Source organism: Pseudoxanthomonas yeongjuensis (assembly GCF_010093345.1).
Classification (GTDB): Bacteria; Pseudomonadota; Gammaproteobacteria; order Xanthomonadales; family Xanthomonadaceae; genus Pseudoxanthomonas_A; species Pseudoxanthomonas_A yeongjuensis.
Window position 1 is genome coordinate 157,720 of the sequence record NZ_PDWT01000003.1, and the last position, 12,205, is coordinate 169,924.

Genomic DNA, 12,205 nt, shown 5'->3' on the forward strand with positions numbered 1-12,205 from the left:
TTTCTCCGGTATTCGTTATGAGTGTGTTAACGCCCGACGAAGTTACGTACCGAAGGCGAGGACTGCTTTGCGTTCGCGGCTGCGTGGGTTTGCATGATCTGTCGTGAAGGCCTTTGCGTTCAGGCGGTAGGTCGATGGCGGCAATCCGTAGCGTTCGCGGAAGGCGCGGGAGAAACTGCAGTTGTTCTCGAATCCGCATACCGCACCGACCTCGCCGACCGACAGCGAAGTGCCTTGCAGCAGGTGCGCGGCATGGCTCAGGCGCAGGCGCGCGGCCATCGCCTGCGGTCCTTCGCCGTACAGGGCATGGAAGATCTTGGTGAAATACCAGGTCGAGACGTTGCTCAGCTCGGCCAGCTCGGCCAGGCGCACGTTGCGGTCGACGTTGCCTTCCAGGAACAGCCGCGCGCGCTGCATGCGGTCGAACACCTGGCTCTTGCGCCGCAGCGAACGCCCCGGGCAGTGGTCGATCATCCGCCGGAAGTCGTACTGCACGTTGCAGATGTGGCGCAGCAGCGGCACCAGCGGATTGACGTCATCGCCGGGCACGGCGCGACCGCTCCTGCCGAATATCCCGGTCTGCCGCCATAGCTGCACGCATTGGCGTATCTCGCCTTTGCCCAGCCTGCCGCGCCCGGTGTGCAGGTCGAGGTGGGTGAACTGCCTGATCCGCGCGCGCATCGCCGGCGGCATCATCACCCCCAGCACCAGGCTGCTGCGGCTGGCGTAGACGGAGGGGCGGGAGTCGGGTTCCAGCACGACCCATTCGCCGGCCTGCAGATGGAAGCGACCTTCTCTCGCATCCAGGTCGGCGCTGCCGCGCACCACCACCCAGAACGAAACGAGCGAAGCCTGCGCGACGATGCTGCCGGTGCGGCTGGCCGCCATCACGCTGATCAGTTCCGGGTTGCAGTAGTCGCCAGCGGCCTCGAGCAGCTGGTTGCGATCGATCCACGCGGTTTGCATCTTCATGGCCATTCCTGTTGGGGGATTGGCCACTGGTTTGATCCATGCGGTCCCGAATCTCAGGAATTCGGGCCGAAATTTTTCCGATATCTTTCTGTGCCGCCCCGAAACCTACCCGCTTCAACGACTTGCGAATGAGTCGGCGCAGCGTCAACGCTTGGCGGTTGTCGCCGCGGCCGTGCCGGAAGTCATGGCTGAAAGGTCCGCCAGACCGATATCGGAACTGTTGCTGACGTCCATGGTGACGTAGAGGTACTTGCCCGAACGATCCAGGCTGGGACCCAGCGGCCAGGATTCGATCTTCCGCTCCAGGCACAGGGGCGAGCGCGACCTGGGCTCGCCCATCTTGATCCAGCCGGTGGCGCAACCTTCGTTCCAGTCCAGGAAATAGACCCCGTCGGGGCCGATGCTCCAGCGCTTGTACTCACTGGGGACGCGTGGCCGGAACGCGTCGACCACCTCGGCTCCGCCCAGTTGCATGTCGGTGCGCCACAACCCGGGCTTGGACATGCGGGTGAAATAGACCTGGCGGTGGGCCGCGTCGTATTTCACCAAAGCCACGTCCTCGAGGCTGGCCAGTTCGCGCCAGGGCGAGACCGAGCGATCGTAGAGGACCACGCGCAGACGCCCTTCGCCGCTGTCCGCGCCCACCAGCAGTCGCTTGGGGTCGTCGGTATAGGCGGCGTAGATCGGGCTGGACGCGGGCACCGGCAAGGCCTCGGCGCGGCCGCTTTCCGCGTCCACTTCGTACAGCACCTGCTGGGTCGCCGGCTTGCCGATGACCAGCAGCTTGCGGCTGTCCTCCGACCACACCGGGTTATGCCGCGGCACCGGCATGAACGATTCGATTTCCCTGGCGGCATCGGGCTTGTCCAGCTCGCCGATCCACAGCGCCTGGCGCGAGCCGCGGTCCGAGAGGAAGGCCAGCATGCGGTTGTCCGGCGAGATCGCGGGCAGCATGTCCGAGCGGCTGGAATCGAACACGCGTTCGCGCACCGGCTGTCCATCCTTCGACTCGGTGAGCGATACGCGGAAGATCCCGGCCATCGAACGGTCCACGGTGAAGACCATGGACGGCGAAGCGCGGGCGATGTCGGGGGTCAATGCGACTTCGCTCATCTCCAGCGGAGTGATCCGGCCGCTCGCCATGTCGTAGCGATGCATGAAGGTGGCGCTGCCGATGTAGCTGAAGATCAGGCCGCTGCCATCGGGCAGCCAGTCCCAGCCGCGGATGTCGCTCCTGATGCTGGTCAGGCGCTGCGGTTTGCCGCCGCTGGCGGGCATCTTCCACAGATCGGAAAGCGAGATGTTGCGCCGGAACACGATCCACTGCCCATCCGGCGAATAGCGCGGGTCGAGGTCGATGTCGCCGTTGGAGATCGCGTAATCGAAGGTGCGCCACTTGCCGCTGGCGATGTCCAGCAGGCGCAGCGGACTGCTGGGTTCGCTGGCGGGCTTGACCACCGTGCCCATCAACAGGCCGCTGTCGTCCGGCGTCCAGTCGTAGGTGGAAGCGCCGCCACCGAAGCAGTCGGCGATCGCGCGTTCGTTGCCGCCGCTCGAGGCCACGGTCATGATCCGGCAGTGGCTGGACTGGTCGTAGCGCACGAAGGCCAGGCGGCGGCCGTCGTGCGACCACACCGGCATCACGTCGCTGTGGCCGGGCGGTGGATTGGTCAGGGCGCGGGCCGGCACGTGCGCGCTGGCCTGCAGCATGATCCGCCCGTAGTTCTCTTCGTCCATCTGCTCGTAGGCCACCAACGCCCCATCGGGCGAGAGGCTGGGGTTGGTTTCGCGTCCGGGCCGGGAAGTGATGGTGGTGAAGGCCAGCGATTCCGGCGCGGCATCGGCCTTGGCGGCGGCCACGGTTTTCGTCGCCACCTCGCTGCTGTCGCCACGCAGGTAATACCAGGCCCCGGCGACAGCCAGGCAGGCCACTGCGATCACGACCGGAACGAGGCGTGAGCGTGCCGGCTTTCGACCGGTCGTTGTGGAACGCACCGGAGTTCCGCCGGCGATCGCCGGCGGCGCGATCTGAACGATCGGCGCCGCGGCTTCGACGGTTCCCGCATCCAGCCATTGCACCGGCGCCAGCAACCGGTAACCGCCCTTGGAAATGGTTTCCAGGTAACGCGGCGCATCGCGGTCGTCGGCGAAGGCCTTGCGCAACTGGCCGATGGCCTGGGTCAGCACGTCGTCGGTCGGCAGGGTGTCCGGCCACACCCATTCCAGCAACGCTTCGCGGCTGACCACCTTGCCGTGCTGGCCGACCAGCGCCAGCAGCACATGCATCGCCTTGACCGTGAGCCGGACCGGTTCCGCCTGCGACACGGAAACCACCTCGCGACGCGGCAGATCGACCACGAACTCGCCTACCTTCAGCCGGTCCGATTCCTGATGCAGTGGATAGGAGCGTGGGTTCAGCATGGGGGAAATGAATTCCTATTCTGATTGGATCATCGATCGGGCAAAGCGAGGTTTCATCCTGCGATATTGTCGACAAGATACGCAAAACACCTGTTGGCGTCTTGAATAACGCCGGCGTGGCGCGATGGGTAGAGTTGGAACCATAAGATCTGGCTATCGAGCCGCCGACGACCTCTCTCTCCGTCCGCACCTGGCTCACCCCTCGCGCCTTCGGGCGCAATTTTTTTTGCGGGCCTGGTTGCAGGATTGGCGCGCACCGCACTGCCGGCCCCGAGCATCCGGCCGGCCGCCATCGCGCGCATGTGCCACAGGTATGGGCCACTACCGCAGTCGTGGCCCTGTTCATGCTTGCATGAATCCGCGGGCATCGAGCTTTGCCGAGCTTGGCGGCTGGCCTTCCTCGACGCCGGTCCGCTCCCGCTTGCGGCACTCTAGGTCACGTGGCGACCCATGGCATTCCGGACCCTGAAAATGACGCAGAACGGCCTTCTTTCCCGGCAAGCACGGCCCGCCGCTGCCGGTCCGGCGCCGACCGGGCAACGACTCTGGGCGCAGGCGCGGGCGCACATAGCGCAGCGCCGCTGGGACGAGGCCACCCACGCCCTCGATGCGCTGCTGCGCAGCCAAGTCGAGGCCGTACCCGTGCTGCTCCTGCTGGCCAGCGTTTCCCTGGCGACCGGAAGCGTGCGCGACGCCGTCGCCCATCTGCAGCAAGCGGCTGCGTCGCTTGCGGACGACATCGACGCGATCGGCCGCGTCGCCCAGGCGCTTTCCCGGGTCGGTGAAACCCGTGCCGCACACGCATGCCTGCTGCATCCGGAAATCGCACGCACCGCCAATGCACGGGCACTGCTCATGCTGGCGCACGTTTTCCAGGGCCTGGGGCAGCATGCGGAGGCCCTGGCGTTGATGGAACGCGCGCGCGGTCTCGGGCTGGACGGCGCGGATTTCCGCTACTTCCATGCGCTGCAGTTGCAGTTCAACGGGCGGATCGCCGAGGCCGAAGCGGAAATGGAGTCCTGCCTGGCGATGGGGCCCACCTTCGGCCGCGCATCGCTGACCCTGGCGCGCGTGCGCAGGCAGACGGTGGCCAGCAACCATGTCCGATTCATCCGCTCGCGGCTCGCGGCGGTGGAACAAGGAAGCGAAGACCACGCCGCCTTCGAGTTCGCCTTGCACAAGGAACTGGACGACCTGGGCCGATACGAGGAGGCGTGGTCCGCCTTGCAACGCGGCAATGAAGTCATGCGAAGCCGGCTTGGCCATGACCCGTCCACCGAACGCGCGATCTTCGATGCGCTGGTCACGGGGTTCGACGCGGAGAGCGTTGCGGCGGAAGAGGCGACACCGGCAGGCCCCGTTCCGATCTTCATCGTGGGAATGCCCCGCTCGGGAACCACGTTGCTGGAACGCATCCTCGGCAATCACTCCATGGTCGCGCCTGCCGGCGAACTTGCGGATTTCCCGCGGCAACTGCGCTGGGCGGCCAACCTGCACGGCCATGCCCTGGTCGACCTGCCCTTGCTCGGGGCTTGTGCGCACCTGGACTTCCCGCTGCTCGGTCGTCGCTACCTGGAGCAGACCCGGTGGCGCGCGCAAGGCCGTCGCTTCTACGTGGACAAGTTGCCGCCCAATTTCATGCTCATCGGCTTCATCCGTCGCGCCTTGCCGCACGCCCGGATCCTGCACATGGTCCGCGATCCGATGGATGTCTGTTTCTCCAACTACCGCGCACTGTTCGGCGACGCCTACGCCTACAGCTACGATCTGGAATCGCTTGGCCATCACCATCGGCAATACCAGAGGCTCATGCAGCACTGGCATCGGACCCTGCCGGGCGCCGTGCTGGACGTCGACTACGACGAACTGGTGCGGGACACAGAATCGGCGGCCCGGAAGCTGCTTGGATTCTGCGGCCTTGCCTACGAACCGGCCTGCCTCGACACCACCGGCAACGAGTCCCCGGTCGCGACCCTGAGCAGCGCACAAGTGCGGATGCCCATCCACCAGCGATCACTGGGCGAATGGTGCCGCTATGAGCGCCAGCTCCAACCGCTACGGCACGCACTGGCTTAGCATCGACCGCAAAAAAGCAATGGGCCGGCGAACCCGGCCCATTCTTTTCCCGGGTCGCCGCTAGTTCGTGCCGAAATCGATCCGGTACTGCAGCCAGAAGGCACGACCATAGCCGTTGTAGGCGAAGATGTTGTAGAACGGCGGCGCGAAACCCTGCGAGCCGTCGTAGGTGCGGTCGAACGGCGGCCGGGTGTTGAGCACGTTGTTGACCGTCAGGCTGAGCGCGCTCTTCTCGCTCAGGTCGTAACTCAAGCTCACGTTGTAGAGCATGTGCGGGCCGACGCGGCCTTGCGAGGTTCCCGGGGTGGTGTCGACGCCAAACTGCGCGGCGTAGTTGGGCAGGGAACCGTAGCGGATTCCATGCACATTGGCCGACCAGTCGCCCTTCTCCCAGCTGATGTCTCCGGTGAGCACGGTCTTGAATTCGGCGCTCAAGGCCTGCGCTGGCGACAGCAGATCGGTTTCCGGATCGCCCGGGAAGGTCACGGTGGTATGGTCCAGGGTGACGTTGTAGTCCAGGCCGAAGCCGAATTCGCCCCAACGACCCCAGTCGAAGCGCGCGCTGCCACCGGCGGTGATGCCGCTGATCTGTTCCTCGGCGATGTTGATCGCCTTGATCGTGACCAGTTGCACCGCTTCGCTCAGCAGCGGATTGGCATTGAGGGGGCCGCGTTGCACGCGCGACAGCACGTCGATGCAGGTGGGCGAATCGATGTCGAGCCGACCCTGCCGGCATTCGTTCTCGTCGAACAGCGTGCGCGAGAACGATTGCGGCAGAACCTCGTCCTCGATCTTGACGTTGTAGTAGTCGGCACGAAGCGTGTAGCGCTCGTTCGGCGACCAGACGAAACCGAAGCCATAGGACTTGGCGTTGATCGATTTCAGGTCCGGGTTGGCTACCTGCACGCCCTCCAGCGACTGCCCGTCGAAATCGCAGGGCTCGCCGGGCTCGCCGTATTCTTCGCACTTGTAGTAGTCGGTCTGCTGCGAGAAGAAGCCGTTACCCCCGGTGAATACATAGCCCATGTCCGGTGCGCGGAACGCGGTGGCGTAGTTGCCGCGGATCAGCAGACTGTCGATCGGACGGAACTCCAGGCCGATCTTGTAGGTGGCCTTGGCGTCGGAACCCGCGCGGATGTTCTTGTAGGAATCGTAGCGCGTCGACAGGTTGGCGCTGAGCGTCTTCAGCAGCGGAATGTTGAACTCCACGCCGACCGCGCGGTTGGCGCGGCTGCCTTTCCCGCTGGTGCCGCTGAGGCCGAAGAAATCGTCCCCGCTCACGCCCGGATCGACCGGGTTGTCCCAGTTCTGGTAGCCGAACTGGACCACGCCCGCCACGCCGACGGAGCCCGCAGGCAACTGGAACAGGTCGGCATTGGTCAACTGCAGGTTGAGGTTGTGGGTCCAGGTGGAGGACGTGTTCTTGATATTGCCCGAGAACGCACGGAACTGCGCCGGCGTTATCGATTGGTAGAACGCGGACTTGTTCGGCTCGTAGACCGGATAACCGTAGTAGGTCCCCAGTTGCGGCCCCAGGAACTGGTCCTGGAAGAACGCATCCATTTCGTCCACCAGCGGCCATAGCTGGTCCGACTTCACTTCGTAGCCGGAGCGGCTGTAGTAGGCGTCGTAATCCCAACGGGAATCGGCGATGGTGCCGTTGACGCCCACCGCGAAGTTGTAGGAACGCGACTTGGTGGTGTAGTTGGTGATGCCTTGCTCTTCCGGCGAGAAGATGTGCTGGTAGGTTTCCAGCGTCTGCTCGGTCTGGTTCCAGATATAGCCGCCGGTGTTGTCGTTGTAGTTCGGTATCCAGAAACGGGAGCCGGAATCGTTCTTCGCCGTGTTCTGTCCGTACAGCACGCTGGCATAAAGGTTGGCGTCGTCGTTCAGGCGGTAGGTCGAATTGAAGTACGCCGAAACTCCGCTTTCCTCGTTCAGCAGCGTGGCGTAGCCGGGCTGGGCGCGGCTGCCGCAGAAGAAGCCGCGGCCGGGCCGGAAATCGCGGATGGTGGTGCCGTCGAAGTTGTCGGCGACGTTGTCGCAAGCCGTACCCGGGTCGTCGTACTGGTTGGTGAAGCCGTTGAGGATGATGAATGTGCGGCTGGCATAGCGCAGGTCCGGGTTCGGATTGTCGTCCGTCGTGTCGGTGAAGTCGCGCTGCCGCATGTAGATCGGTTTCTGGTGGCTGTATTGCAGGCCATAGGTGATGTCCAGGTCGTCCCAGGCCTTGCCGCCGGTCAACTGCAGGCGCTCGTTGTCGCCGCCGCCGTCGGAATAGCCGCCGACGCGCGCGTCCAGCTGCATCCCGTCCAGGCGCTTCTTGAGGATGATGTTGACCACGCCGGCGATCGCCGCCGACCCGTAGATCGAGGATTGGTTGCCGGGCAGGATCTCGATGCGTTCCACCATCGCGGTGGGAATGCTGGTCAGGTCGGTGAAGTTGCTCTGGCCGTTGTACAGCAGCGGATAGTCGGCCAACGGCCGTCCATCCATCAGGATCAGGGTGAAGCTGGGCGACAGGCCGAGCAGGCTGATGGTCGTCGCGTTGGACGTGAAGCTGCCCGCGTACTGGTTGTCCTGCACGGCGCCGGTCGCCAGCGGCTGCGCGCGCAGCACGTCGGATACGTTGCGGAAACCCTGTTTCTGGATGTCCTCCGAGGTGATCACGATCACCGGCGATGCGGTCTCCACCTGCGAGCGCGGGATGCGCGAGCCGGTTACCAGGACGCGATCCAGTTCTGCAACGTCCGGATCCTTCCCTTCGTCACGCGCGGGATCCTGGGAAGTGGCGGGCTCCGCTTCCTGCGCCTTGGCGATCTGCATCGTCAGCGGAAGCGCGAGCGCCGCACATATTGCGGTAGCCAGAATCTTTCGGTCCATCTATTTCCCCTTTGCTATCGAACGGCATCGCATTCCGCGAGAGTCCGTACGATGACATCCGGGCCGGGGCCGCATTTGATGGGGATTGCTGTCGTGATTGACGGATGTTGGCGTTATACATCGGCTACCCGATACGCGCAGTAATGCTTCGGCCGGTTTTCCTGGCGACAGCAAAGCGGGCTCCCAGGACTTTTACATGCTTGCCCAATCAGCGGCATCGCATCGTGCCAGTGCGGTTATTTCTGGTCGGCGTCCCTTGAGGCCCTGCGCAACGTCGTCAGCCCGATCAGCCGCGATACCACCAGCGCGATGTACATGACCCCGGCGAACGATTCCAGCATCACCAGCGCGCGCGCCTGCGGCAGCACCGGCACGATATCGCTCAGGCCGACGCTGGAAAGCACGCTGAAGCTGAGGAACAGCAATTCCACCCAGCTGCGCGGATCCTGCGGAGCGACCGCGGCGATGAAGCTGCCCGGATACCACTGCTGGCACACCGAGAAGCAGAATGCGAACGCCCACGCCAGCAGGGTGAAGGTCGCTCCCGCGGCGAACAGTTCGTCGCTGGTGACCTTGTGGTCGTCGAGCATGTATCGGGTCAGGCTGGCGGCGGTATAGAAATACAGCGCGCCTTCCAGCAGGTGCGCATAGACCAGCAGGCCCGGATATTCCGCCCATACCGATAGCAGCGACAACCCCACCGCGGGGATCGCCAGGCACCACGCGATCCAGTTGATCGACCGGCTGCGGTTGACCACCCACAACGCCAGCGCCAACACCACGATGCCGAAGGCGCCGAACATCGCGCGCCCGGCATCGGTGTTTTCCATCGCCGGGTACAACAGCACGCCCAACAGCTGCACCGCCAGCAGGAACGCAGACGGATGACGGCGTGCGGTGACCAGCCATTTCAATCGGGTGTACAGGGCCATCCGCAGGTTCCCGCCATTGCCAGGCGGCAGTAGACCATGCGCACGCGCAAGTTCAAACCGTGCGCCGGCCTGCGGTGGACCGGGAACGCGCCCGCAACGGACTTCGCGACGCCAGGATCAGGGCGTCGAAGCGGACGCACGGTAGGGGAAGCGCGCGAAGATCTCGGCCACCGCCGAATCGATCCGCGCCCCACGCTCTTCCGGCTTGACCTTCGATACCCGGCCTACCGCGATGCCTTCCCACACCAGCCTGTTCTTCGCCCGGTCGACCAGGTCCACGTTCAAGGTGCCTTCCGTGTACTGGCGCACATCGGTCCGGTCGCGCCAGTACGGCACCGCGAAATAGCTGCGCGCGCGGTAGCTGTAGTAGTAGTTGTAGTCGACGGTGGGAATGGAGGTGACGTCGGTCTTCTCCTGCATATAGGCGTTGAGGTTCACCCACAGGTCCGGCTGCCCGGCGCTGAAGACGTAACCGCGCGATTCCATCTGCGCGCGCGCCGCCGCCTTGATGCGGTCGGTGGTGGGGGTGGCATAGCCTTCCTTCTCCAGTGCCAGGGGCGCATAGAAGCCGAAAGTGCGGTAACGACCGAAATCCGCTTCCGGGTCGACCTCGCTGCTGATCTTCGGGCCGGTCGCGCAACCGGCGAGCGCCAGCACCAACAATCCCATTGCCTGGATGGCGAAACGTCTTGAAAGCTGCATGGCCTGTCTCCCATTATCCGAAGTGGTGTTTCATGGCGGGCCTGAACCTACCACCGGTCCATTCGCCCCTGGTGAAAACAGGTACGGAGAAGACCGGGGAAGGGTCGCAACCCCTTCCCCGGCCGTGTTCAGCCCTGGTGGTAGACCTGCGCACCGGCCGCCCGGAATTCCGCCGACTTCTCCGCCATGCCCTCCTCCAGCGCCGCGGTTTCCTCGACGCCATGTTCGGCGGCGTAATCGCGCACGTCCTGGGTGATCTTCATCGAACAGAAATGCGGGCCGCACATCGAGCAGAAGTGGGCCAGTTTGTGCGCGTCCTTGGGCAGGGTCTCGTCGTGGAATTCCTGCGCCTTCTCCGGATCCAGCCCCAGGTGGAACTGGTCCTCCCAGCGGAACTCGAAGCGCGCCTTGCTCAACGCGTTGTCGCGCACCTGCGCGCCCGGATGGCCTTTCGCAAGGTCCGCGGCATGCGCGGCGATCTTGTAGGCCATGATCCCGTCGCGCACGTCCTGCCGGTTCGGCAGGCCCAGGTGCTCCTTCGGCGTCACGTAGCAGAGCATCGCGGTGCCGAACCAGCCGATCATCGCCGCGCCGATGGCGGAAGTGATGTGGTCGTAGCCCGGCGCGATGTCGGTGGTCAGCGGACCGAGAGTGTAGAACGGCGCCTCGCCGCACTCGGCCAGCTGCTTGTCCATGTTTTCCTTGATCATCTGCATCGGCACGTGGCCGGGGCCTTCGATCATGGTCTGCACATCGTGCTTCCAGGCGATCTTGGTCAGCTCGCCCAGCGCTTCCAGTTCGCCGAACTGGGCCGCGTCGTTGGCATCGGCGATGCAGCCAGGGCGCAGGCCGTCGCCGAGCGAGAAGGCCACGTCGTAGGCCTTCATGATTTCGCAGATGTCCTCGAAATGGGTGTAGAGGAAGTTCTCCTTGTGGTGGGCCAGACACCACTTGGCCATGATCGATCCGCCGCGCGAGACGATGCCGGTGACGCGCCTGGCGGTCAGCGGCACGTGGCGCAGCAGCACGCCGGCGTGGATGGTGAAATAGTCCACGCCCTGCTCGGCCTGCTCGACCAGGGTGTCGCGGAACATCTCCCAGGTCAGTTCCTCGGCGCGGCCGTCGACTTTTTCCAGCGCCTGGTAGATCGGCACCGTACCGATCGGCACCGGCGAATTGCGGATGATCCACTCGCGGGTTTCATGGATGTGCTTGCCGGTGGACAGGTCCATGACCGTGTCGCCGCCCCAGCGGATCGACCAGACCAGCTTCTCGACTTCTTCGGCGATGCCGGAAGACACGGCGCTGTTGCCGATGTTCGCGTTGATCTTGGTCAGGAAGTTGCGGCCGATGATCATCGGCTCGCTTTCCGGGTGGTTGATGTTGTTCGGCAGGATCGCGCGGCCGCGGGCGATCTCATCGCGCACGAATTCGGGGGTGATGGACTTCTGGATGCTGGCGCCGAAGGATTCGCCGGGATGCTGCTTCAGCAACAGCGCATCGCGCACCGCGTCCAGGCGCTGGTTCTCGCGGATGGCGACGTATTCCATTTCCGGGGTGATGATGCCCTTGCGCGCGTAGTGCATCTGGCTGACGTTGGCGCCGGCCCTGGCCACGCGCGGCAACGTGCGGCCGGGGAAACGCACCGCATCCAGGCGCGCGTTGGTCTCGCGGCCACGGCCGAACTCGGAACTCAGCTGCGACAGCCGCTCGGTATCGCCGCGCTCTTCGATCCACTTCGCGCGCAACGCCGGCAGGCCGCTGCGCAGGTCGATGCGCGCATCGGGATCGGTGTAAGGGCCGGATGGATCGTAGACCGTGATCGGCGGATTCTCCTCGCCGCCGAACAGCGTGGGCGTCTGGGTCTGGGCGATCTCGCGCATCGCGACCTGCAGGTCCGGGCGCGAACCCTGCACGAAGATCTTGCGCGAACCGGGGATCGGCCGGGTCACGGATTCGGAAAGTTGCTCGGTCTGCTGCAACAGCGAGGAAGGCACTGCGTTCATGGCGTTCGTCCAAAAGGCTGCGGGACGAAGCGGCGGCGCATGGACTGCACTTGTAGGAGGGGCTTCAGCCCCGACAGCTTTAAAAGCATCGGGGCTGAAGCCCCTCCTACATGTTCATCCTGCGAAGCTTCCCTACGCCGGTCTTAACCGGATCAGGTTCGAAGGGTCTGTCTCAATCCCCGGCCAAGGCCGGCGATACCCCCGCTTCGGGAC

The 12,205-nt window shown here is 64.6% G+C and carries 7 protein-coding genes and 1 riboswitch; of the genes, 1 reads left to right on the forward strand and 6 read right to left on the reverse strand.

Annotated features, from left to right (window positions below; all coding sequences use genetic code 11):
* Window positions 1-42: 42 nt before the first annotated feature.
* Both CSC74_RS10480 and CSC74_RS10485 read right to left on the reverse strand, forming a co-directional pair.
* Window positions 43-972 carry a helix-turn-helix transcriptional regulator gene (locus CSC74_RS10480; protein ID WP_162314409.1) on the reverse strand — a complete coding sequence of 310 codons (930 nt, stop codon included), beginning with the start codon at window positions 970-972 and terminating at the stop codon, window positions 43-45.
* A gap of 144 nt (window positions 973-1,116) precedes the next feature.
* Complete coding sequence (locus CSC74_RS10485) at window positions 1,117-3,393, reverse strand: winged helix-turn-helix domain-containing protein (RefSeq protein ID WP_162314410.1); 2,277 nt, start codon at window positions 3,391-3,393, stop codon at window positions 1,117-1,119.
* A 471-nt stretch (window positions 3,394-3,864) separates the two neighbouring features.
* On the opposite strand from CSC74_RS10485, the gene CSC74_RS10490 reads away from it, so the two are divergent.
* The gene (locus CSC74_RS10490; RefSeq protein ID WP_162314411.1) at window positions 3,865-5,469 is read left to right on the forward strand and encodes a tetratricopeptide repeat-containing sulfotransferase family protein; all 1,605 of its coding nucleotides are present in this window, start codon (window positions 3,865-3,867) and stop codon (window positions 5,467-5,469) included.
* A 60-nt stretch (window positions 5,470-5,529) separates the two neighbouring features.
* Here CSC74_RS10490 and CSC74_RS10495 read toward each other — a convergent pair whose 3' ends face one another.
* From CSC74_RS10495 to thiC, 4 genes are all read right to left on the reverse strand, one after another.
* Complete coding sequence (locus tag CSC74_RS10495) at window positions 5,530-8,295, reverse strand: TonB-dependent receptor plug domain-containing protein (RefSeq protein WP_246193187.1); 2,766 nt, start codon at window positions 8,293-8,295, stop codon at window positions 5,530-5,532.
* Between the two features lie 293 nt (window positions 8,296-8,588).
* A complete protein-coding gene (locus CSC74_RS10500; RefSeq protein WP_162314413.1) occupies window positions 8,589-9,284 on the reverse strand; it encodes a two pore domain potassium channel family protein in 696 nt (231 codons plus the stop codon).
* Window positions 9,285-9,401: 117 nt separating this feature from the next.
* The gene (locus CSC74_RS10505) at window positions 9,402-9,986 is read right to left on the reverse strand and encodes a DUF4136 domain-containing protein (RefSeq protein ID WP_162314414.1); all 585 of its coding nucleotides are present in this window, start codon (window positions 9,984-9,986) and stop codon (window positions 9,402-9,404) included.
* A gap of 128 nt (window positions 9,987-10,114) precedes the next feature.
* The gene (gene thiC, locus CSC74_RS10510; protein ID WP_162314415.1) at window positions 10,115-11,992 is read right to left on the reverse strand and encodes a phosphomethylpyrimidine synthase ThiC; all 1,878 of its coding nucleotides are present in this window, start codon (window positions 11,990-11,992) and stop codon (window positions 10,115-10,117) included.
* Window positions 11,993-12,103: 111 nt separating this feature from the next.
* Window positions 12,104-12,205, reverse strand: a riboswitch (TPP riboswitch).

Coding starts and splice junctions, on each gene's coding strand:
- CSC74_RS10505 (WP_162314414.1), bottom strand. CDS start 9,986: ATGCAGCTTTCAAGACGTTTCGCCATCCAGGCAATGGGATTGTTGGTG.
- CSC74_RS10480 (WP_162314409.1), bottom strand. CDS start 972: ATGAAGATGCAAACCGCGTGGATCGATCGCAACCAGCTGCTCGAGGCC.
- thiC (WP_162314415.1), bottom strand. CDS start 11,992: ATGAACGCAGTGCCTTCCTCGCTGTTGCAGCAGACCGAGCAACTTTCC.
- CSC74_RS10495 (WP_246193187.1), bottom strand. CDS start 8,295: ATGCAGATCGCCAAGGCGCAGGAAGCGGAGCCCGCCACTTCCCAGGAT.
- CSC74_RS10485 (WP_162314410.1), bottom strand. CDS start 3,393: ATGCTGAACCCACGCTCCTATCCACTGCATCAGGAATCGGACCGGCTG.
- CSC74_RS10490 (WP_162314411.1), top strand. CDS start 3,865: ATGACGCAGAACGGCCTTCTTTCCCGGCAAGCACGGCCCGCCGCTGCC.
- CSC74_RS10500 (WP_162314413.1), bottom strand. CDS start 9,284: ATGGCCCTGTACACCCGATTGAAATGGCTGGTCACCGCACGCCGTCAT.